At 44.0% G+C, this 21261-nt stretch carries 20 protein-coding genes and 2 tRNA genes; 9 read left to right on the top strand and 13 right to left on the bottom strand.

Going from position 1 to position 21261, the window contains the following annotated elements; translation table 11 throughout:
• Nucleotides 1-2: 2 nt before the first annotated feature.
• Nucleotides 3-935, bottom strand: a complete 933-nt coding sequence (locus tag HOP38_RS09920) for a DMT family transporter (RefSeq protein ID WP_124939884.1) — start codon at nt 933-935, stop codon at nt 3-5.
• Nucleotides 936-1037: 102 nt separating this feature from the next.
• On the opposite strand from HOP38_RS09920, the gene HOP38_RS09915 reads away from it, so the two are divergent.
• Nucleotides 1038-1964 (top strand): LysR family transcriptional regulator, encoded by a 927-nt coding sequence (locus HOP38_RS09915; RefSeq protein WP_062457409.1) that lies wholly within the window; start codon nt 1038-1040, stop codon nt 1962-1964.
• Here the strand turns inward: HOP38_RS09915 and HOP38_RS09910 are convergent.
• Nucleotides 1948-2664: a glycerophosphodiester phosphodiesterase family protein gene (locus HOP38_RS09910; RefSeq protein WP_198557977.1), complete on the bottom strand. Its 717-nt coding sequence runs from the start codon at nt 2662-2664 to the stop codon at nt 1948-1950. The two genes, HOP38_RS09915 and HOP38_RS09910, sit on opposite strands and share 17 nt — an antisense overlap.
• A gap of 109 nt (nt 2665-2773) precedes the next feature.
• On the opposite strand from HOP38_RS09910, the gene HOP38_RS09905 reads away from it, so the two are divergent.
• Nucleotides 2774-3535, top strand: a complete 762-nt coding sequence (locus tag HOP38_RS09905; RefSeq protein ID WP_124939882.1) for an MBL fold metallo-hydrolase — start codon at nt 2774-2776, stop codon at nt 3533-3535.
• Here the strand turns inward: HOP38_RS09905 and HOP38_RS09900 are convergent.
• Nucleotides 3532-4071 carry a lipocalin family protein gene (locus HOP38_RS09900; protein WP_198557976.1) on the bottom strand — a complete coding sequence of 180 codons (540 nt, stop codon included), beginning with the start codon at nt 4069-4071 and terminating at the stop codon, nt 3532-3534. The genes HOP38_RS09905 and HOP38_RS09900 overlap by 4 nt on opposite strands.
• 147 nt (nt 4072-4218) lie before the next feature.
• On the opposite strand from HOP38_RS09900, the gene HOP38_RS09895 reads away from it, so the two are divergent.
• The 7 genes from HOP38_RS09895 (at nt 4219) to HOP38_RS09865 (ending at nt 7503) form a co-directional block, all read left to right on the top strand.
• Complete coding sequence (locus HOP38_RS09895) at nt 4219-4878, top strand: DUF2726 domain-containing protein (protein WP_038225778.1); 660 nt, start codon at nt 4219-4221, stop codon at nt 4876-4878.
• A gap of 171 nt (nt 4879-5049) precedes the next feature.
• Nucleotides 5050-5126, top strand: a tRNA-Val gene (locus tag HOP38_RS09890).
• Between the two features lie 40 nt (nt 5127-5166).
• Nucleotides 5167-5243 (top strand) — tRNA-Val (locus HOP38_RS09885).
• A 623-nt stretch (nt 5244-5866) separates the two neighbouring features.
• Nucleotides 5867-6235, top strand: coding sequence for a winged helix-turn-helix domain-containing protein (locus tag HOP38_RS26220; protein ID WP_006071887.1), 369 nt, complete (start codon nt 5867-5869; stop codon nt 6233-6235).
• Between the two features lie 355 nt (nt 6236-6590).
• Complete coding sequence (locus tag HOP38_RS09875) at nt 6591-6935, top strand: hypothetical protein (protein WP_143081534.1); 345 nt, start codon at nt 6591-6593, stop codon at nt 6933-6935.
• Between the two features lie 14 nt (nt 6936-6949).
• Nucleotides 6950-7123 (top strand): ANR family transcriptional regulator, encoded by a 174-nt coding sequence (locus HOP38_RS26215; protein ID WP_006071884.1) that lies wholly within the window; start codon nt 6950-6952, stop codon nt 7121-7123.
• Nucleotides 7120-7503, top strand: coding sequence for a hypothetical protein (locus tag HOP38_RS09865; RefSeq protein ID WP_006071882.1), 384 nt, complete (start codon nt 7120-7122; stop codon nt 7501-7503). The genes HOP38_RS26215 and HOP38_RS09865 overlap by 4 nt, the downstream gene beginning before the upstream one ends.
• 392 nt (nt 7504-7895) lie before the next feature.
• Here the strand turns inward: HOP38_RS09865 and HOP38_RS09860 are convergent, their stop codons facing one another.
• The 10 genes from HOP38_RS09860 to HOP38_RS09815 all read right to left on the bottom strand — a co-directional run bounded on the left by HOP38_RS09860 (nt 7896) and on the right by HOP38_RS09815 (nt 21255).
• The gene (locus HOP38_RS09860; RefSeq protein ID WP_198557975.1) at nt 7896-9401 is read right to left on the bottom strand and encodes an efflux transporter outer membrane subunit; all 1506 of its coding nucleotides are present in this window, start codon (nt 9399-9401) and stop codon (nt 7896-7898) included.
• Between the two features lie 3 nt (nt 9402-9404).
• Entirely contained in the window at nt 9405-12479 is a 3075-nt protein-coding gene (locus HOP38_RS09855) for an efflux RND transporter permease subunit (protein WP_198557974.1), read from the bottom strand.
• A 10-nt stretch (nt 12480-12489) separates the two neighbouring features.
• Nucleotides 12490-13572, bottom strand: coding sequence for an efflux RND transporter periplasmic adaptor subunit (locus tag HOP38_RS09850; protein ID WP_198557973.1), 1083 nt, complete (start codon nt 13570-13572; stop codon nt 12490-12492).
• An 87-nt stretch (nt 13573-13659) separates the two neighbouring features.
• Nucleotides 13660-14550 carry a LysR family transcriptional regulator gene (locus HOP38_RS09845; protein ID WP_063603842.1) on the bottom strand — a complete coding sequence of 297 codons (891 nt, stop codon included), beginning with the start codon at nt 14548-14550 and terminating at the stop codon, nt 13660-13662.
• A gap of 235 nt (nt 14551-14785) precedes the next feature.
• The gene (locus HOP38_RS09840) at nt 14786-16780 is read right to left on the bottom strand and encodes an alkyl/aryl-sulfatase (RefSeq protein WP_198557972.1); all 1995 of its coding nucleotides are present in this window, start codon (nt 16778-16780) and stop codon (nt 14786-14788) included.
• Nucleotides 16781-17041: 261 nt separating this feature from the next.
• On the bottom strand, nt 17042-18268 hold the full coding sequence (locus tag HOP38_RS09835; protein ID WP_198557969.1) for a beta-ketoacyl-ACP synthase: 1227 nt from the start codon (nt 18266-18268) through the stop codon (nt 17042-17044).
• Complete coding sequence (locus HOP38_RS09830; RefSeq protein ID WP_006071869.1) at nt 18265-18990, bottom strand: 3-ketoacyl-ACP reductase FabG2; 726 nt, start codon at nt 18988-18990, stop codon at nt 18265-18267. Before HOP38_RS09830 ends, HOP38_RS09835 begins: the two co-directional genes overlap by 4 nt.
• Complete coding sequence (locus tag HOP38_RS09825) at nt 18987-19451, bottom strand: hotdog family protein (RefSeq protein ID WP_198557968.1); 465 nt, start codon at nt 19449-19451, stop codon at nt 18987-18989. Before HOP38_RS09825 ends, HOP38_RS09830 begins: the two co-directional genes overlap by 4 nt.
• Nucleotides 19444-20649, bottom strand: coding sequence for a beta-ketoacyl-[acyl-carrier-protein] synthase family protein (locus HOP38_RS09820; protein ID WP_198557966.1), 1206 nt, complete (start codon nt 20647-20649; stop codon nt 19444-19446). Before HOP38_RS09820 ends, HOP38_RS09825 begins: the two co-directional genes overlap by 8 nt.
• Before the next feature lie 9 nt (nt 20650-20658).
• A complete protein-coding gene (locus HOP38_RS09815) occupies nt 20659-21255 on the bottom strand; it encodes a DUF3261 domain-containing protein (protein WP_164491464.1) in 597 nt (198 codons plus the stop codon).
• Nucleotides 21256-21261 lie beyond the last annotated feature (6 nt).

The following is a 21261-nucleotide window of genomic DNA, read 5'->3' as shown; positions in this document are numbered from 1 at the left end:
CATCAAGGCTGTTTGTGCTTAGAAAATTGGTAACAAGCTGCAACAGTGGTGGAAATGATAAGAAAACTACCCAACCATTGAAGGTTTGTAAGTTGCTCTTGCAAGAAAATTGCCGCGAAAATCAACCCAAATAGTGGCTCTGTGCCCATCAAAAGTGATGCTTGACTTGCGTGAAGAAACTTGACGGCGTAGTTCTGCAGAAAAAACGCCATAAGGGTACAACCTAAAGCAAGATATATTAAGCAACTCGAGGTGACCCAATCAAGTTGCATCATAGTTGTTGTAAACTGGGTAGCCGACCCTTCTTTGAACATTAATAACAAGCTTACGACAGTAACAACCGAGAGTTGAATAAAAGTAATCAATTCGGTATTCAACTCGTGTCCCGTGAAGGCTTTTCGGCAGGTAACAACCATGATCGCTCTGAGTACGGCCGCGATTAGAACTAATGCGACTCCCAAATTGAAGGTAAAGTCCTGTTGAGTCACGTTGGAAAGCAAAGCGACACCTACCACCCCTATAAAACAGTATCCTACCAAGCCTTTAGGCAATGAAACCTTAAGCCATACCTTTTCCAAGAATGGAGTGAACAGGATACAGAGACTGATGAGGACAGCAACTTGTCCTGCTTGAGCGAGCATCACAGCCCATGTTTCGGTAATGAATATGCTGCTCAAGATAGCGCCAGTAAGTAATCCTACTTTTAAATAGCCAATTGCGTTGTTAGTAAATTCAATGAAGAGCTTTTTCTTATATAGGATTACGACTAGTACGGCACAGCTTAAAGCGAAACGGGCGAACAATAGTTGTGGGACACTAAGTGTTTGAAGAACCTGTTTTGACGTTCCGTAACTGGTACCCCAGACGATTGATACCGCGAGTAACCCTATAACCGCCCAATTCACTGTGAAACTTTGTGCGTAATTCCTATCCATTTGTAATTGCTCTTAAATATTTTTTGTGAATAATTCTATCGATATGCTAACTTATGAATAACAAAGTGATAATACTTCCGAAATGCATAGGACTTATGACTGATGGACACAAATAAACTCATGGCACTTTTGCCGGATATTGCTGCGTTTGTGACAGTTGTTGAAGCTGGGAGCTTCACCGCCGCCTCGCAGAGGTTGGGTATGACGCCATCAGGAGTAAGCCGCCAAATAAGTCGACTTGAGGCTGCGCTTAATGCTGACCTACTTGAACGAACAACGAGAAAACAGGTAACAACAGACACTGGCAAGGTAGTGTACGAGTTCAGTAAGAAAATCATGGAGTCTGCTTCTGATATCGCCAATATTGCCAGTCAGGAAGGGGGAGAAGCCCAAGGCGAACTAAGGATTTCAGCTCCCAAAGCTTTCAGTCGCCACATTTTAGAGCCATTAATGCTGCCGTTTCTCGATTTGTACCCGAAGGTAAAACTTCGCCTATTGGTTAGTGATGAGTTCGTTGACCCTTTTGGTCACAACCTAGATATCGTTTTCGAGCTGACACACTTCCCAAGAGAAAATTTGGTAGCAAAAACACTTGGTGAAATCAAAGCCGTGCTGTGTGCAAGCAAATCATACCTTCAAGAGCATGGTATTCCGTTCCATCCAAATAACTTATTGAATCACAATTGCTTATTTCTCAATGAACAACCAAACGATAATGTATGGCTTTTCAATAAGGATGGGGAAAACGTTAAAGTTCAAGTTGACGGCCGTTACTCAGTTAACCACTCCGAGATGCGGTTAAATGCAGTGAAAAGTGGAATTGGTATTGGTATCTTCCCAGAATTTGTGGTGGAAAAAGCTTTGAGAGAAGGTGACGTCTTACAGGTGTTACCGGAATGGCATATTAATTCTCGGTATCAAGGGGAAATAGTGATGCAATTTCCCCAGTCAAAGTTTATGCCCGCCCGAAGACGAGCATTTATTGACTATATGGTTGCGTCAATGAAGCCCACTAAAGTAAGTTCATAAATCGCTGCGGGTAGTCACTGAAAATTGCATCAACTTGTTGTAAATGCTTAAAAGATTTCGGGTTATTAACGGTATAGCACCAGATCTGTAAGCCACGGTCTCGCAACGTTCTAATGTGCTTTTGGGTAAGCCAACGATAATTGAGATGGCAGCTGAATGCCTCTACCTCATCAATAGTTTTTAAAAGACGGTTATTAAGCCGGTTACCTAGCACACCTAGGCGCACGCCAAGTTTTTCTTGATACAGTGCGAGCATTACCTCACGACTAAAACTTGAGATAAGCAACTGATTTCTGTCTATCTCACTGGCATTGAGCCGCTCTGCAAGTAGAGCAACGACGTGCTCCGCTTCATGTTTATCAACCTTGACCTCAATATTGATGCTCAGCTGGTTAGTCTGACAGTAGTTGAGTAATTCATCGAAGCTCATCAGTCGCTCACCAGCAAACTGTGGTGCTTTCCATGACCCAAAGTCGAACTGACTAAGTTGTTCGAATGTTAATTCATCGATTCTGCCAGTACCATTACTGCATCGGTTAATAGTGTGGTCGTGACAAACCACTAGTATGTCATCTTTAGTCGGTTGAACATCCACTTCAACCCAGGTGAGGCCCGCTCTTTTTGCTGCTTGAATACTTGCTAGGGTGTTTTCTGGATGGGTTCCAGCAACACCGCGATGACCCGCAATTAATGTGCTCATAAATATTCCTAGACACTTATCAATTCAACATAGATGAATGATGTTTATGTTGCAAAAATGTTACCTGAAGGCTATCTTGGTGAAAAGACATCAGACCAGTCAGTGAAAGATGAAGATTCATCAAATTAAAGGATATATACAACAAATCTATTTGGTTGAGTACCCAGATAAATTGCTCTTGTTAGACGGTGCAAGCCGAGCTGACGTGGGCACTATACTGCGTTTTATCACCGATGATTTACAGAGGCAAGTTTCTGATTTAAAAGTTATCGTCGTGACCCATATGCACCCAGACCACGCTGGAGCTGCTCATCGGCTCAAAGCTATTACAGGAGCTAAAATTGTCTCAGCGGCGAAAGAGCGCGATTGGTATTCCGGGATAGATGGCTTTTTGATGCATGTTACAGACTTAGTGTTGGCTTGGTATATGGCGAAGCGGTTAGGGCAACCTAGAAAAAACCTATGGTACAACAAGGCATTAAATGCGGATTACCAACTGATTGATGGTGATACTGTACCGTTATTTGCTGATTGGCAAATACTTGACACGCCGGGTCACACAGACCGAGATATCTCGGTCTATAACCCTAATGAGTCGATTGTTTATGTTGCGGACTTAATGGTGCAAGTGAAGCAGCATCTCATCGCACCATTTCCTATATTTCATCCAAATCAATATCGAAGATCAGTGGAGAAAGTGTACAACTTAAACGCTGAGCAGATTCTGTTGGCGCACCGAGGCCCTGTGGTTTTTGATGAGCGTGCAAAAGAGCATATTCTTGACACCGCGCCAATGAGACCAGTGACTCATTGGCGGGTAACGAAAATCAAACTTAAAGGGATGTTTAAGTCCGTGCTGACTGCCCGTTAATTTTGCTTAGGCTTATCGTGTTTAGGGAAGATAAGCGCCGATGTGTCGAATCCGGCTTCATAAGCGATTTTCAAATACTGGTCTAACTTTGCTTCCTTGATGGTAGGCGTTCTCGATAAAATCCAAAAGTAATCGGAATTGTAGCCACTGACTAGTGCAGCAGAATAATCTGGTTCTAAATAATAGACCACATAGCTACCATAAAAAGGTCCGAAGAAAGACACTTTAAGGTGCGCGATATCGGGTGACGAGACAAATTTTGCTTTGCCTTCCGCTTCCGACCATTCCTGCTCTTTTGTGTCCCAACCACGATTTAGCACTTTTACAGAGCCATCGTCATTCAATGAGTAGGTAGCGGTCACATTGTCTAGCCCCCGCTCGAAGCTATGGTCCAGTCGAGCCACCTCGTACCATTTGCCAAGATAGCGGTCGAGATCGAAACCTGTAACGGGCTGTACTTTGTCGGGAATGCCAGTACAACCGAGTAACAACAGTGGTAAGCTCACCACAAAATAGCGAAGAATTATTTTTATCAAGGTAGACTCCTTTTAATACCTAACTGACTCTTTCTAAATAGAATATACGACAAAAATCAGAGTTCAGCTTACAATGATTGCATCTATATCCTATTGCGAATACTCTGGAAACGAACATGTTCATTAATTCTAGGTATTACTGCGTCAATGTTTGAGATATTCATTGTATTAGCGTTACTGGTGGGGTTGTTCCTTGTTGCTCAGAAATATTTTGTAAAGCAGGAAGACACAAGATCGTATCAGTACAAAGTGAAGGGACCAATTCTCTCTTCGGCACAAACAGCTTTCTATAATGCATTAAAAGAAGCTGTAGGGGAGCATGGTGTCATCTTAACTAAGGTCAGCATGGCTAATGTAGTGACTCCTCAGAACATTAGTAATAAGAAGCAATGGTTCATTGCTAACAACGTGATTGCCAAAAGCTACTTCGATTTTGTTATTTGCGATCCGAGAACGATGCAGCCCAGAGTCGTGATCGAGTACGACAATGGTCAAAAGTTGGATAAAGGCAAAGTCGAACGTCAAAAGCTGATTATGCAAGTGTGTAAATCTGCAAATATCCCACTAATAGGTGCATCTGTTAAGTTGAGCTACCAAGTCAGTAAGATAAGACGTTTGCTTGCTGCACATATTGATCTTATTGAACCCGAAAAAGAAGTCCGTTTCTGTAAACGTTGTGGTAGCCCTATGACGATAAAGACGGCAACCCAAGGCGATTTCAAAGGACGACGCTTCTTCACTTGTAGTCGCCAACCATTATGCCAATACACCGAAAACTACAACGTCGTTTTCGATGATGAGGAATAAATACGTAGTACCATTAGGTTCAACAAACTGATGTAATTCACATTTTTACTGGTTAAAAGCATAAAAAAGAGTCGAATTGATGGCTTCTAAGCCAAACGATACCAAAAACACAAAAATCTACTTGCACAGCTTGGTATCTCTCGTTAATATCCATCTCGTTCCAAAGACGATGGGTCCGTAGCTCAGTTGGTTAGAGTACTACCTTGACATGGTAGGGGTCGGCGATTCGAGTTCGCCCGGACCCACCATCCTCACTTTGAATCACGATTCAAAGGGAACACAAAATTTGGGTCCGTAGCTCAGTTGGTTAGAGTACTACCTTGACATGGTAGGGGTCGGCGATTCGAGTTCGCCCGGACCCACCAAATTTTCGAAAGCCCGCTTCTCTGAAGCGGGCTTTTTCGTATGTAAAAAACTCATGTTCCAAATAGTAACTGTTTTAAGCCTAACCGTGATTTATTTGTTATCCCCAAGATAGATAACCATAATTCACATAACTTAGATACTCTTCAAATAACTAACTATGCCGTTCTTTTTTGGCAAAGTTCCCCTTCAAAAACGCTGAGAAGTACGGCTCGCCCTCAGTGATCTTTAATTTTTACATGACGCCATGTGGTTATATATATCCAAATATGAACATTATATTTACCAGAATACATAGTTCTTATGGTGAATGTGGACTATTTTTAATTTTTTCTAGCCTATTAACTGTTAATTATTCAGCATCCCATACGGAGGTTTTTATTTCTCTATGACGTAATATTACTTATTCCGACACTCCATTACCTTTTGTTCTAACATTGGTTTAAATTGAGTTGTTATTGATTTTAATGTTATTAGTGTAGTTGTGTAATGTGATCTGTGTATATTTTTAGCTCGCACTTTGCTCCTGCCCTAAAATAGAATTCTTGCTCTAAATAATAATAATCATTAAACGTCATGTCAGTTGGTCTGTTTGTTAGCATTTTCGCTTACGGGGGAGTAACTAATGGAATGTCTTAAAAGTCTTGAATGTTTTAACTGTATTCGAATTAAGAATATTGAGTACCGGTTTGATCTTCAATTAGAGAAGAGAAAGAACAAAGTAATAGACCGAAAAAGCAATCGAGTATGGAGTGAGACATGTTTAAGAATGCTTTGCTGCTTAAACCAAACACCTCAAGGTGTGGTTCTATCGAAAAATGAGATTGTTGATTTTGTTTGGGACGGAGAACCAATAAGCGAAAGTAGTTTGCTCCAATTGGTGTACTGCACGAGAAGGAATCTGGCAGATAAAAATATAAGGATTATAAGCATACGGGGCGTAGGCTACGCACTCGTAGAAGGGGAGAACGCCATTTATGTGTGTGCAAATTGACAGATTTATTAAAGGAATCAAGCATAGCAGCGCAAATTACCAGTACAAAATGCAAGGTATATATAGTGCAAGTGGGCAATGTATAGGGTATGAGGTTCTAATTGACCAAATAAGAAGTCGAGAAACTTTGCTTGGTCCCAATGTTCATAGTGACTTAACGTTTTCATCATCAGCTAATTATTTGCTAGAACGAATAAAAGTCGCCGTTGAGAATGGTAGGTTTGAATGTGATTGGTCTGGGAAGTATATCTTTCTCAACATAGAGCGAAGCAATCTATGTGATATTACCTTGTTAGCGAGACTTATTGAGTTAAATAGCTATCTATTAGAAAAACAAATTGGGCTAGTTGTGGAAATGACTGAACGAAACGTGTGTGGCAGCTGCGTACGAATCATAGAGGGGCTTACTCTGCTAAAACAGAATGGCGTAGTGACGGCAGCGGATGATTACGATATTTACAAGTCGGACTTTCGTGCTAATGAATTGGATATGAACTTATACGAGTTCATCAAAATTCAATCTCCCAGTTCGGCAAGAGAAGTGGATATGCTTGAAACCTTCGCACAGGTAAGGCCGGAAAAAATAATCATGGAACATGTTGAGTCTACGTCGATATTCAAAATGTTAGTTGGCTTAAATCGATTCTTTTGGGGATATCAAGGCTACTGCTTTGACAAAGGTACCCCAATCTATATTTAGCTGAGGGTTTAATTTTGACTGATATCGAGAAGTATGCAGAGACCGCTTCAAAGTTAGAGAGACAGCGTCAATTTAATGAAGCATCTATTTACTGGAAGAAGGCCGTAGAGCAAGCCACTGCCCGTCAGGATAAAGCGTGGTATCAAATAAGGTACCGATTTTGTGCCAAGCAAAGGGAAAAATTATGAGTTCTTTCGTTGAACAGCATACTGAAACGATTACTGCTTCTTTGCAGGAGTTTGGGTTCACTGAAGTTCAGCGTGGGAGTGATGACTCTAACTTCTTTATTATAGGAAAACTCAAATATGTAAATATCTGTATATCTTGCAACTTGATAAGTAAGAGTTACGAGTGCGATATCCTAGCTAACAATGGCTATCACAACCTTGTATCAGATATTCCAACGATGGTTTTTTCGATTGATGCGCCATTGGAGGTAAATGTACTTGGTGCCATCAGGGTGGCTCATATCCAAGAGAGAGCCTTGGCGAAGTATGTACAGACGCGTGCTAAGTTCAGTGCTATTAACCAACTAAAGAGGTTAAAAGAACAAAACCAAATAGGTTAACCTTAGAGTTTTGAAAGCTCGTGAGGCGTAAATTGCTTTACGAGTTTTGCTACATTATATTTTTCAGAAGTAAATGAAATTAACTCTATCCGTATATTTCATCTTGGTATCGAATTTATGGTTACAGTCGGTTAAAACTTAACGTTGAAATAACATGACCCCACTCCTTTAATTCGAAATAATCGTTCTGAAAATACTGAACATTCGAGAAATATTATCTAGAAGATTTTACGCTCTCGGGTTAAGCAAGAGTGCTTTGATGTAGTGACCTCAACTGACTAGTAGCTAAGTGTCATTCTTTCACGATAGCCTGTCAGTAATGAACTGTTGTACTTTACGAAATGAAAGAACGCAGCGATTCAGTCATCCGCGTTCTTTCATAATGCAATATGTTAAGCGTCTTCTGGTACTAAATTAGGAAGCTGCCAATCTCCGCCTAGTGATTTAAAGACTCCTACTGTCACTTGTGCGGTCTGCAACCTTGCCGCTAGTAATCTATCTTCCATAATACGCTGCTGGCGTTGTGCATCGAGCAATGCAAGATGGTTGATAAGGCCCGCTTTGTACAATGATTGTGCTTTACTTAATGCGTTGTCAGAGGCGTTTAGTGCTTCTTGAATACGTTGCTCATTTTGCTGGCTTCGCCCATACGCAAACAGCATAGAGTCGACCTCGGTGATTGCAGTGTTGACCGAGTGTTCGTAGCCAAGTACTGCTGCGTCAAAGCGTGCTTCGTTCAACTCAACCAGTGCTTCGCCTCTTCCTCCATCAAACACGTTCCAGCTCACGCCAACCGCACCAGCCCACCCAACAGAGTCAGAATCAAATAGATCATCAAAGCTGCTTGCCGATACTCCCGGAGTTCCAGTTAGGAAAAACTTGGGGTAACGATTGGCAATGCTAGCTGCGACTTCTTCGTTTAACGCAGCCATTTCACGCTCAGCAATGCGTATATCTGGGCGACGTTTTAGAAGATCAGATGGCAGGCCAACGGGGATAGCACCTTCTAGACTTGGCAGACCAGCACTGCTAGCAAGGCGAATATCGACTTGAGTAAGAGGTTCACCTAATAGAGTTGCCATCCGTTGTTTATGAACTTGTTGGGCGATTTCCAGTTGTGGAATAACCGACTCAGTTGCAGCCAGCATAGTTTGAGCTTGTGCTAAGTCGAGTTCAGAGCCATAGCCACTTTTTACCAGTTTCTTTACTAGCTCTAATGTCTTAGTTTGGTCGGCCAAGTTTGCGTCAATCAACGCCATTCTCTCTTGAGCGCCACGATACTGTAGGTAGTTGTGCACCAAGTCTGCGGTAATTAGGGTATTGAGCCCACTGCGGTAGATTTCTGCTTGTTCAACACGAATCTTGGCGGCGTTCGACTGTCTGTCGATACGCCCAAACAGATCCATTTCCCAACCTATGCTAGCGCCAGCAAACACGCCATCATGCTGATTATTTAGCAAGGTTGTGGAGTCTAAAGGTGTGCCAGTTGGCAGCGAGTCTCCGATAGGGTTTAATGCTGGACCTAACAGGGGATCATTCTTACTCAACTGATAGTTAAAGTAGCCCGCCCCAATGTTAACAGTAGGGACTTTAAAAGAGCTCACTACAGATTGATAACTGTTGGCCATTTTTATCCGCTCGGCTGCCATTTTAAGCGGGATATTTTGACGCTGCACATCTTGTACCATTTGATTTAGTGAGTCGTCGTTAAAGCTTGTCCACCAGTAATCGTTCTCAGCTTGTTGCTTGTTACTACTATATAAGTAAGTGTTTGATAGAGTCATCGTTGGTTCTGTGTAATCAGGCCCAACAGCACAGCCCGCTAATGTTATTGCGAGAGCCAAAGGAGCAAGTTTTATCGCCTTAAGTAGGCATTTACGTGAGTGATGCGTTTTCATGTTTTATGCCTTTTGTTCTGACGCGACGATAGTGCCGTGTGTCGATGATTTTGCTGTTGTTGGTGTCTCTTTGTAGGTCAAGCGATAAAGAGCTGGCATAACAAATAGTGACAACACCGTTGCGGCTGCCAGTCCACCAATAATGGTTGCGGCCATTTGATCAAATAACAGGTCACTGAGCAGTGGGATCATCCCCAAGGCCGTGGTTAATGCGCCCATAGATATAGCCATCGTACGATTAATCGTCGCTGACTTAATGGCTTCGGAAAGTCCCAAACCGTTCTGCCTTTCTAGTTCAATTTGATCCATGAGCACGATGCCATTTTTAATAATCATACCCATGAGCGTTACGGCACCGATGAGCGCCATGAAACCAAATGGCTTATCAAAAGCAAGTAGGGCAAAGGTGGCACCTGTTGCTGCTAATGGAATCGTAGAAAGAATAATCACAGGCTGTTTAAAGCCATTAAACATCGCGACGAGGATAATCACCATGATGAGCAGTGCTTTAGGCAGCTGCTTCAAAATGTCTGACACTGCTTTGTGTTCGTCGTAATACTCGCCACCCCACGTCATTGTGTAGCCAGGTGGCAACTCAATTGCTTCAATCTGGTCTTTAATGGCATTTCGAACTCTCGCAGGAGTGCTGGTACGTTCAACCCCCGCCTGAGCTGTGATGGTTTTCACGCGGTCACGACGCCAAATCATGCTCTCTTCGGCTTTTAACTCGAAGCCATCCACAACTTGCCCTAGTGGAACACTGTGCAATCCAAGAATGGATTTAACGGGTAATGTCTCTAGTGATGCCATGGTTTGTTCAGAACCACGAAGCTGAATGGTAATTAACTCATCATTGAGGTTCATTTGACCAAGTGGCATGCCATCCGAGGCGCGCTTCATGGCAAAGGCGATATCGGTTCGATTGATGCCTGCACGGCGCGCTTTATCTTGGTTAATAATTGGAGTCAGTACCTTACTTTGTTGGCGCCAATCGTCTCGTACGTACTTCGCTTCAGGGTGCTGGGCCATAATGGCTTTAGCTTGATTAGCGAGTTGGTGTAGTACAGCTTCATCTGGACCAGAGAAGCGAGCTTCGACCGCGTATTTATCAGCGGTGGCAAGCTTCAAGGCTCGGAATCGAGGCTCCGCATTAGGAAACTGCTCCTCTACCCAAGCATCACCACGTGCAACAAGTGCAGATATTGATTGGTAATCTTTGGTGTTAATTAGTATTTGACCGTAAGCTGGGTCAAACGGTTCTGGTTCAACCGTCACAGAGAATCGAGGAACGCTACTACCAATTGCTGTGGCGATGCTCTCCACTTCTGGTTGCTGTAACAGCCAGGATTCCATTTTCCTCATATCTATTGAGGTTTGTTCTACTTTGGCTCCATTAGGTAGCCAATAGTCGAAGAATACAATTGGGCGATCTGATTGTGGGATAAAGTTAATAGCAATGTACGGAACAGCCATTGCGGTAACCGCAATTAATGGAATCAATGCTGCTAGCGCTTTTTTTGGATTATCGACTGTCCAGTTTACGCATTGTTTGTAGCGAGCCATTTTGTCTTCGCTGCTTTCTGAATTAGGTTTGATGAACAGCCAACACATGAGAGTGGTGAATGTCATAGCAACAAGCCAAGAGAGTAAGAGTGAAGACGCTATGATATAAAATACTGAGCCTGCGAATTCGGCAGCGTCCGTTTTCGAGAATAGAACTGGACTTGCTCCCATGATGGCGATAATAGTCGCACCCAATAAAGGAACACCAGTTTCCTTAACAGAGTCTAACGCCGCTTGTGTTCGCTCAACACCTTTATTTAACTTTGCGATCATCATGTCAGTGATAACGATGGCGTTATCTACTAACATCCCAAGTGCTAAGATAAACGTACCTAGGGATACTCGGTGTAAATCTATATCGTTGATGTTCATATAGATAAGCGTTAACAGTATCGTCAGAAGAAGACTGCCGCCAACAATTGTTGCACTCTTAAAACCCATGAAGATCAGTAGCACCACAAAGACGATCGCAACACTTTCTAACAGGTTGCCGACAAAGTTGTCGATAGCTTTTTGTACTTCGTCAGGTTGAAATGCAATAGTCGAGATATCAACCCCAAGAGGCAAGCTCGCTTGGTAGTCATTGATAATATCTTGGATCGTATCGCCTAACGACACGACATTAATCCCCGGGACTGGACTTACTGCCAATGTGACCGAAGCTTGTCCGTTGTAGCGGTTTTCTGTAAGTGCTGGTGTTTGATAGCCCATGGTGACATCTGCAACGTCACCGAGTCGAATAAGCCCAGTGCCAAACTCACTGACCCCGCCTTTAATTACGAGATTGCGAATATCGGCTAGAGATTGAAATTCACTACCTTGGTGGATTCGAATACGTTCTGAACCAGCATCGAATTTACCCGTTTCGAAGGTGGTATTGGTACTATTAAGTTGATTCCAAACTTGAGCTACAGACAAGCCATACTGAGCAAGGCGTTCATCGGGAAGGTCGATATAGACCACACGTGGTTGGACACCGTGTAATTCAATTTTCTTAATGCCTTTTATGGTTTTTAAACGACGTTGGAGTTCTTCTGAATAACGACGAAGTTCTTTCGGCTGAGCATCGTTGCTATGAATGGCAAACAACATGCCATAGACTTCGGAAAACTCATCTTGCACTAGGCTGATTTGCGCTGTAGCAGGGAGCTGCAGTTTTACATCTTGTACCTTACTGCGAAGTATGTCCCATTGCTGAGGTAAGTCTTGGGAGTTCAGACTTTCTTTAAGGTCTACGAATACCATGGACATGCCTGGGCGAGACAGTGATCGTAACCGATTTAGTTCCCCCATTTCTTGCAGCTTGGTTTCGACCGTATCGGTCACCTGTTTCTCGACCTGTTCAGCCGATGCTCCTGGATATAAGGTAACGACAACCGCGGTTTTTACGGTAAAGCTTGGGTCTTCTAGTTTACCAAGATCAAAATAAGAATAGATGCCAGCGATGATACTAAGCGTGATAAAAAACAACAGAAATGTTTTTTGTCGAATGGCGAATTCGGCGAGTTTAATCATGTTCTATGTCCTATAGATCCCTAAGTACAAGTTTGTCTGCTACATCACCATCTTTTAAATAGAAAGATCCGCTCACTACTACGTAGTCGTCGCCTATCACATTTCCAGAGATACAAGCTTGATAAGCATCTAAAGATCTCAGTTCAACGGGTGTCGAGACCACCTCGTTATTGCGTACCACATTGATATGTAGTTCCTCTTTCTCTCCCACTAGCGCCGAGTAGGGAATACAGAATGAATCTTTAGCCACCGTTGTTTTTGATGACACCGTAACGGACTTGCCCGAGAAGAGATGTTGGTTTGCATTGTCCAATGTGTAGGTAACGGTATAGGTCTGTTTGATCAGATGAGGAAGTGGAGCTATCTCGGTGACATACCCGTTGATAGGAGTGTCTGATTGATACCAGCTAATAGAACCTGAATCGTTGATACTAAACTGGTCGATCATATTTTCTGGCACATCAATCTCAACGTCCAATGCGGAGTTATCTTGCATGGTTGCTACGGCAATACCGGGTAGAACCTGCTCATGGGCATCAAATTCTACGCTGGCGATAATACCGTCAAAAGGTGCGACCAACTGTGTATAGCCTAATGTGTCTTTGGCTCTCTGAATGTTTTTATTGACGACTTTCACTGCTGAAAGGCTACGTTCATAACCACTCGTGGCACGGTCTAAATTTACACTGGCAATCGCATTGTCAGCGATTGCTTGTTTAACCCGTTTTAACTCGGCTTTTGCTAGTTTGTGAGCTGACTTTGCTTCAAGCATCTTTGCTTCTAGTTCTTCGAGTGCTACTTGATAGTCATGAGGATCTAAGCGAGCAATTACGTCACCCTTTCTAACACTATCGCCTGCTTGTACGTGAACTTCGCTCAGCGTACCGGGAACTCGAAATGCCAAGTTAGCGCTATCATGAGCACGGACTACACCACTAAAATGCTTGGTTGAATTATCTTCTAAGCTATTGAGTCTGATGACCTGTAAAGTGGTTTGTTTTGGTTCAGGTTGCTCTAGCACCTTGGCTTGATTGCATCCAAGCAACGCGATGGACGTTGCGATGCAGAGTGTGATTGTGTTTATTGTTTTCATAATAGATAGCTCCGTAATAATGGAGCTATCTTAATATTGAACAGTGTTCAAATAAGCCGTCTCTGATGAGACTTACTGTCATAAAAATTATGACAATTGATTGAGGCGCGGTATTTCTGAAGAGAGGTGCTCGATGAGCACTTTACTGGCTTTATTCAATGTTTTTGGCTGAGGGTAGAGTAGCCAACCATCTTCTTTTATGGCTGTTTCTTGAGGTAGCAAAGGCACGAGCGTTCCTTGTTTTAGCTCTCGTTGTATCATCATTGTCGGTAAGAAACTAATACCTCGGCCCCTTATGGTCGCGCCTTTAATAAAGCCGACACTGTTGGCGATTAAACTTGCTTTCACAGAAGCGGTACCTGAATCAAAGTGCCACTGGCTGTCGATATCACCACTAGGCCAGCGAAAACAAATACACTTATGTTGGTCAAGTTCGTCTAACGACTCTAGAGCTCCAAACTCTTCAACATACTCAGGCGAAGCGACTAATGCTCGGCGATATTGAATCACTTTTCGGGCAACAATATCAGAGTCGAATATGGTTCCGCCGTGAATAGCGATATCTAAACCCTGCTGAAAAATCTCATTGAATCCGTTACTGATACTGCGGATGTCGAGTTGAATCTCAGGGTATTTGTCATGAAATTCGAACAAGATAGGCTGCAGAAGGTCATAAGTCTCGGGTAGGACTCCGAGCTTAATTTTCCCTGTAAGCATATCTCTAGAACTGGACAGTGATTGTTGAGCACGGTCGAACAACTCTATGGCTTGGGTAATTTCGTCAAAATAGGTGCTACCACTGTTTGTCAGCGATAGGTTGCGGGTTGTCCGGTGAAATAATTGCGACCCTACTGCCTTTTCGAGTTCATTGATTCGTCGACTGACATTGGCTCTAGGCAGATCAAGTGCATTGGCCGCGGCAGTAAAACTGCCTAGTTCTACTACTTTTGTGAACAGTTTTAGGTCTGCAATTTTCATATCAGAATCGTAGTGCTAAAAAGACGGAATTTTCGAGCGTATGATAGTAATTAAAAAGATGAACAACATGGTCTAAAAAGGACTGATTGCCTCATTAGCTAGCGTGATATGAATAGATTGGTATGGAATATTGAAGAGGAAGGGTAGGTTGGTAGTATGCATTGACTGTATCGTTTGAGTTTGCCAGCTGCATACTACCTTTGTTGTTTTAGATAATACTTTCTAGACGAGAGAGTTATTTAGCCAGAGGCATAATTTCGAAACCTTGCTTAAAGCTATCTAGCGAACTAGCCAAATCTTTGAGCGTGTTCGCATCACCTTCAACTTGAGCTTTGTTGGACTTAATCAACTCATCAAGCGTAGTTTGACCTAACACCACCTTGGTCAAATCGGTTTTGTTGATGCGTAGGGTGGTATCGGTATCTTTCACTATTTCATCGACTTCAAGGCTTGCCATATTGGCGTTAGACACTTCAACGTAATAGGTTTCTTGAACGTCCGGATGAACCACATTCATATTGAATTCTAAACCTAGTGCTTCTGCTTTAGGAGCATTGAGGCGCACGGCGATGAAATCTAGGAAACTCGAAGTTGGTGTGTTGGCGATAACATCCGCCGATGCTACTTTAGTTCCTTCACCGATTTGGTTGGTACGAAGCTCAACCGCAGCTTGTAAGTAGCTATTACGCCACGCCATGGTTTCTGACTGATAGCCTTGCTGCTCAAAGCTGTCAGCTAACAACTCGCGTGCTTGTTTGTTATCGGGATTACACATCACGACATCATTGAGCAGTTGAGAGGCTTGTTGATACTCGCCCGCCGCAAAATGTTCTCGGCCGACTTTCATGAAGGTATCGATACCAGCAGCGTTAACATAGGTACATGACTTATCAACTGTAGTCAGTGGATTGGTGTTAACTGGATTCATGTCGTAATAACCCAAATACATGTTCACAACAGCACGTGCATTATGCGAGTAGGAGCCGTGGTAACCTCTTGAAGCCCAGTTGTTTTGCTGCGTTTTCGGAATGATCTTGTCAATTTCACGCCCAACATCATTAATGGTGACACCGTGGTTAGCAAGGCGCAGCGACTGGTTATGGACAAATCCATAGTTATCGCGCTGAAGGGTAATGTAGTCGGAAATTTCATTCCCTTTATCATTCCACACCGGAGCAGAGTGAGCCGCGTGAATACTGTCGACTAATCCAGAGTCTACAAATCGCATTTTCAGCTCTGTCAGGTACTTAGTCCAGATTAACGAGTCACGGACTTTAGCACCGCGGAAGGTATAGATATTGTGTTGGCCGTCATAGGTCAGTTCTGCAGTATGCAGTGTGCGGTATTCTGGGATGTAATGAACAATCTCTGCGGGTGCTTCTGCTCCTGGCATATTGATAAAGTGGAACTCTAGCCCACCAATATCAACGGTCTCTTCTCTTTCTTCAATGTACTGAGTTGGCGCTACGAGCGTAACATTACCTTTTGATAAGCCCATGCCCAGTGCATTATCAACAATACCAGTGACATCGTTACCCAGTTCTGAGCCGTATTGATAAGCTGAACGACGTCCCATAGCGTTGCCCGCTAATACATTTTCGTCCGCCATTTCACGGATGAAATCTACCGGTGCGATAATAGGAGCACCTTCTACAAAGTCACCTGACTCGTAAATACCACGCGAGCCGCCGAAGTGGTCAACGTGCGTATGCGAGTAAATCATACCTACGATGTTATGCTTGCCGTTGATTTTCGGAAGATGCTTTTTCGCAAACTCCCAACCTGCTAGTGCGGTTTCAGCCGTTACCATAGGGTCGTGAATTATGTAGCCTGTTTTTGCTTTGTAGATAGTCATGTTTGAAAGGTCTGCACCACGAATCTGATACACACCTTCAGTGACTTGATACAGACCGCCTGACGTAAAGTTCATCTGTGCTTGTCGCCAGATCGAAGGGTTAACCGAGGCCGGGATTTCATCATTATCTAAGTGAGCCATGCGGTTTTTTAGCTCTCCTGCACGATGGTCACCAAACTCGGCTATTAGACCTCGCTTAGAACGATCAAACGCGGTGGTATCTTTCCATGGAAGTGTTTTGGCGAGCGCATTGTTGGCTTCGATAGTGTGTGAAGTTGCTGGTTTACCTTGGTAAGTCTCTACTGACTCGTAATCTGCAAATGCATGTGCAGAAACGATAGATAATACGGAAACAGCTAGAATGGATTTTTTCATAATGGCCTCATTGTTTGTGGGCTTTTAGTGTCTGAGGCGCATTGTAGATAGCGAGCTAAGGACCAACAATGCAGTGGGAGCGATAGCTGATATCACAGCGATAAATATCAGTATGTCTATTTGTGACAGAATAATGATGTCAGGTAGACTAATGGTTATGGGAAGCAAAAGAGTGTATGAGGACTAAAAACAACAAACCTCCACTCAATGAACTGAGCGGAGGTTAATAGCGACTAACTGTATGTATGACGCGTAGAACGTCTACTTATATTTCTTAAAAATAATCGATGTATTGATACCACCAAAAGCAAAGTTATTGCTCATGATGTATTCAGCGTCGATATTGCGTCCTTCGCCGGTGATGTAATCTAATGCACCACATTCTTTATCAAGGCTGTTCAGGTTTAACGTTGGGCTAAACCAGCCAGAGTTCATCATCTCTAAACTAAGCCAGGCTTCAATAGCACCACAAGCCCCTAAGGTATGACCAAAATAGCTCTTAAGAGAACTGATAGGAATGTTGCCAAAGACATTGGCTGTTGCGTTACTTTCTGCGATATCACCACGCTCTGTAGCGGTTCCATGGGCAGAAACGTAGCCGATCTTATCGGCGGTGATACCGGCATCTCGTAACGCCATCTCCATACAGATTTGCATGGTCTCCATTTGAGGCTGTGTTACATGTGCAGCATCGCAGTTACTGGCAAAACCGATGATCTCGGCGTAAATAGTCGCACCCCTAGCAACGGCGTGTTCGTAATCTTCAAGGATCAATGTGCCAGCACCTTCGCCAATAACTAAGCCGTCTCTGCTTGAGTCGTAAGGACTCGGCGTGGACTTTGGATCATCGTTTTTTAAACTGGTGGCAAATAGCGTATCGAAGACGGCCGATTCCGTTGGGCAGAGCTCTTCGCCACCGCCTGCAACCATCACCGTTTGATAGCCATGTTTGACAGCTTCAAAAGCATAGCCAATAGCCTGACTTCCTGATGTACAAGCACTACTGGTAGGAATGACGCGACCTTTAAGGCCGAAGAAGAGGCCAACATTAACCGCGGTAGTGTGGGGCATCATCTGAACATAAGTAGTTGCGGTGATGGCCTTAGTACTCTTTTCATTGAGCATCACACCAAATGCACCAATGGCATCGGTACTTCCAGTAGAAGAACCGTAAGCAATACCAGTTTGCCCATTGGTTAGAACGTCTTTGCCTATAAGCCCTGATTGCAGTAATGCATTTTCAGTAGCAACAGTAGCGAGTTTAGAAACACGCCCCATACCGCGCACTTGCTTACGTTTATAATGCTTTGGCAGTTCGAACTGATCAATTGGTGCGGCTAATTTAGTATTCAACCCGTCATATTGCTCGTAACTCGGCATATATTGAGTGGCGTTTTCACAGGCGCGAAGCTTCGGCTCGACCGCCGCCCAGTCGTTGCCAAAAGCGGTAACGCCAGACATTCCTGTCACAACAACACGGCGACTCATACTAGGCCTCCGTTAACAGAGATAACTTGGCGGGTGACATAAGAGGCAATATCAGACATCAGATAGCTTACCAGACCAGCCACTTCTTCAGGCTCACCCATTCTTCGGAGTGGAATTTGTGGCATCGCGTGCTCTTTCACGTGTTCGTCCACCATTCCAGTGTCAATCAAACCAGGTGCTACGCAGTTCACCGTGATTTTGCGCTTTGCCAGTTCTAGAGCAAGCGATTTTGTCGCGCCAATGACGCCAGCTTTTGCAGCGCTGTAGTTCGTTTGCCCGCGGTTACCCATGATTCCTGATACCGATGCAAGAGTGACGATTCTGCCGCCTTTGCGTTTTTGAACCATTGGCATTACACAAGGGTGAAGTACGTTATAAAAACTGTCTAGGTTAGTGTGAATAACCCCGTCCCATTCTTGTTCCGTCATTGCCGGAAAAGCGGTATCTCTAGTAATTCCCGCGTTGTTGACCACGCCGTAGTACGCACCATGCTCTTCAATATCCGCCTCAATTTGCTCACGACATTGCGCACGATTGCTGATATCAAACTGAATCAAGCGACCATTGCCGCCGTTCGCTTCGATGGTTGATAGCGTTGCTTGAGCGCCTTGTTTATCGCCCATGTAATGCACGGCGACGGTAAAACCATCATTAGCGAGTTGTATAGCAATGGCTTTACCAATACCTTTACTGGCACCAGTGACTAAAACTTGTCGGCTCATTGGGAGTTCCTATTTTTCATTTCTTCTAATTTTTGTTCAGATGGCACGTAAACATTGAGTTGGCATGAAGCAAGTTGAACTCCATCAAGCTCAAGTCGGGCAGAAAATACCGCCATTCCACTATCTTCAATCACTTTCTCTGCATGGACATCGAGAGTTTGTCCCTGCTCAAAACGGTCACAATCAACCTGGTAACGTCGGCTACCTAATAGAAAACCGATGGGCGGTGTCTCACCTTTTTGTTTGGCATGAAACCCTGACCAAGCAGCGATAGATTGTGCCATGAACTCGATACCGACGTATGCGGGAGTGGTCTTAGATTCGTTATCAAAAAACAATTGGTGCTCACCAATATCCACTTGGCAGTGCACAGACTCTTCTTGTACATCAATCAAACGGTCCACCAAAATCATCGGTGCATCATGAGGAAGCAGCTCGGCGATGTCTGGAAAATTAGTCATTCCATTCTCCAAAAATAAGACTGATGTTGTTGCCGCCAAAGGCAAATGAGTTACTCAATATTGCTTTTCCATTGAGTTTGAGGTCAGTCTCCACAAGGCTAATGTCGATGTCGGGTGCTTTGTTTTTGCAGGATTGCTTAGGCAAAGACAAATCCGATTTGAGTATGTGGTAAGCAATCGCTGCTTCTGTTGCACTGGCTGCGCCAAGTGTATGGCCCGTGAATGGCTTGGTAGAGCTGACTGGCACGTTAGTACCGAAAACACGAGAAATGGCTTTGCTTTCCATACTATCGTTTAATGGTGTCGCGGTTCCATGGGCATTAATATAGCCAATATCTGCAGGGCTTAATTGAGCATCTGCTAGGGCTTTTTGCATTGCTTCTTCCGCACCACGACCTTCCGGGTGAGGCGCTGAGATATGATGGGCGTCAGAACTGTCACCAGCCCCTAGCAAAGCGATTGGCTTGTTATCGGTGTCTAATGGTTGATGACCAAGCAGCATAAAGGCGGCGGACTCACCAATATTGATTCCATCTCGATCTGCATCGAATGGACGACAAAGCGTATTGGATAGCGCTTCTAAGCTATTGAATCCGTTCAGTGTTAGTGCACATAGCGTATCTGCGCCGCCTACAATAACCGCATCTACCAGCCCTGACTTGAGTAGTCGTTTCGCTGTGATGAATACACGCCCACTGGAAGAGCAGGCTGTTGAAATCGCATAACAAGGACCTTTGATGCCAAAGTACTTAGCAATAAAGTCACTACAGTTACCCAGCTCTTGTTTGGTGTAATGATATTCTTTTGGAAATTGGCCTGTAGCCAATATTTCAGTGTAAGCCATCTCACCGTCGGAAATCCCAGATGTGCTGGTCCCTACAATGACGGCGACGCGCTCTGAACCATAATGATTAATGGCGGCTCGCACATTGTCTTCTATTTGTTGCAATGCAGAAAGCGCCAATCGATTGTTTCTTGAATCGTAGCGGCTAAGCTTGGCGGGAAGCTCAGGTAGTGCTTCTTTAACGCGTCCTACGACAGTCTCTTTTCCCGAATTCAACAATCCATGGTCGCGTTCCATATGGTTGCAATAACCTTGAGACAAGCTCCGTCTTACACCTTCAGGTGTATGTCCTAGAGCTGAGTGGAACCCGCAATCTTGGATGAAAATGGGTATTGGGGGAATGCTTTGCTTCATACCTATCTATTATTTACTGCCGTTGAGTTGAAAGTTGAGCGTTTGGATTACGATTGAGTACCCCAATTGTTGGTGCTCAAAGTAAATTTTACCACGAAGTGGATCTGGGTTGCTGTAACGGATTGTGATTACCGTAGCCCCAGTCTCATCGATGAGCTGACGTTGTTGCGTGGAATCTTTGATTCGCCAACCTATTGCGCTAAGTGAGGCTTCCCAAGCGCTCTTTGGCCAGAGCGTCATCATGAGATTAAACAAAATTTGCTCCGGCTCAGGAAGTGTATTCTCCAAGCCGTTCAGTACGTTCGCCTCGATATCGTTATTCTGATAACTCAGAGACATAATGCGTGTTCCCCAAGAAGAGAACCCCGCGAGTACAAGTTTGTCTTTATCCACTTGCAACTGCACTGGCAGCTGCGAGGACTCTGGTCCCTTTGGAGTTTGCCAGGTCGCACTGATCAGTTGACTGGCGCTGAGCTGATACCCTAGTTGAGCTGGAGTCGGCAGTTCAACCGATGTATTTGGGTTTAATTGCACTTGTGTAGAGGCATCTTGTGGTTGTAAAGCACAGCCTGTCGTCACTAGGAGAAAGAGCGTTGCGATCAACATACCGAT

The sequence above is a fragment of the Vibrio mediterranei genome (genome assembly GCF_013364395.1).
Taxonomy (GTDB): Bacteria; Pseudomonadota; Gammaproteobacteria; order Enterobacterales; family Vibrionaceae; genus Vibrio; species Vibrio mediterranei.
The sequence above is the reverse complement of the archived record's forward strand: the minus strand, read 5'-3'. Positions and strand labels throughout refer to the sequence as shown.

Excerpts from the sequence above, each read along its gene's own strand:
- HOP38_RS09820 (WP_198557966.1), bottom strand. The coding sequence starts at position 20,649 with ATGAAGCAAAGCATTCCCCCAATACCCATTTTCATCCAAGATTGCGGG.
- HOP38_RS09845 (WP_063603842.1), bottom strand. The coding sequence starts at position 14,550 with ATGAAAATTGCAGACCTAAAACTGTTCACAAAAGTAGTAGAACTAGGC.
- HOP38_RS09835 (WP_198557969.1), bottom strand. The coding sequence starts at position 18,268 with ATGAGTCGCCGTGTTGTTGTGACAGGAATGTCTGGCGTTACCGCTTTT.
- HOP38_RS09910 (WP_198557977.1), bottom strand. The coding sequence starts at position 2,664 with ATGAGCACATTAATTGCGGGTCATCGCGGTGTTGCTGGAACCCATCCA.
- HOP38_RS09840 (WP_198557972.1), bottom strand. The coding sequence starts at position 16,780 with ATGAAAAAATCCATTCTAGCTGTTTCCGTATTATCTATCGTTTCTGCA.
- HOP38_RS09875 (WP_143081534.1), top strand. The coding sequence starts at position 6,591 with ATGACTGAACGAAACGTGTGTGGCAGCTGCGTACGAATCATAGAGGGG.
- HOP38_RS09815 (WP_164491464.1), bottom strand. The coding sequence starts at position 21,255 with ATGTTGATCGCAACGCTCTTTCTCCTAGTGACGACAGGCTGTGCTTTA.
- HOP38_RS09850 (WP_198557973.1), bottom strand. The coding sequence starts at position 13,572 with ATGAAAACAATAAACACAATCACACTCTGCATCGCAACGTCCATCGCG.
- HOP38_RS09915 (WP_062457409.1), top strand. The coding sequence starts at position 1,038 with ATGGACACAAATAAACTCATGGCACTTTTGCCGGATATTGCTGCGTTT.
- HOP38_RS09830 (WP_006071869.1), bottom strand. The coding sequence starts at position 18,990 with ATGAGCCGACAAGTTTTAGTCACTGGTGCCAGTAAAGGTATTGGTAAA.
- HOP38_RS09895 (WP_038225778.1), top strand. The coding sequence starts at position 4,219 with ATGTTTGAGATATTCATTGTATTAGCGTTACTGGTGGGGTTGTTCCTT.
- HOP38_RS09865 (WP_006071882.1), top strand. The coding sequence starts at position 7,120 with ATGAGTTCTTTCGTTGAACAGCATACTGAAACGATTACTGCTTCTTTG.
- HOP38_RS09905 (WP_124939882.1), top strand. The coding sequence starts at position 2,774 with ATGAAGATTCATCAAATTAAAGGATATATACAACAAATCTATTTGGTT.
- HOP38_RS09860 (WP_198557975.1), bottom strand. The coding sequence starts at position 9,401 with ATGAAAACGCATCACTCACGTAAATGCCTACTTAAGGCGATAAAACTT.
- HOP38_RS09825 (WP_198557968.1), bottom strand. The coding sequence starts at position 19,451 with ATGACTAATTTTCCAGACATCGCCGAGCTGCTTCCTCATGATGCACCG.
- HOP38_RS09920 (WP_124939884.1), bottom strand. The coding sequence starts at position 935 with ATGGATAGGAATTACGCACAAAGTTTCACAGTGAATTGGGCGGTTATA.
- HOP38_RS26220 (WP_006071887.1), top strand. The coding sequence starts at position 5,867 with ATGGAATGTCTTAAAAGTCTTGAATGTTTTAACTGTATTCGAATTAAG.
- HOP38_RS09855 (WP_198557974.1), bottom strand. The coding sequence starts at position 12,479 with ATGATTAAACTCGCCGAATTCGCCATTCGACAAAAAACATTTCTGTTG.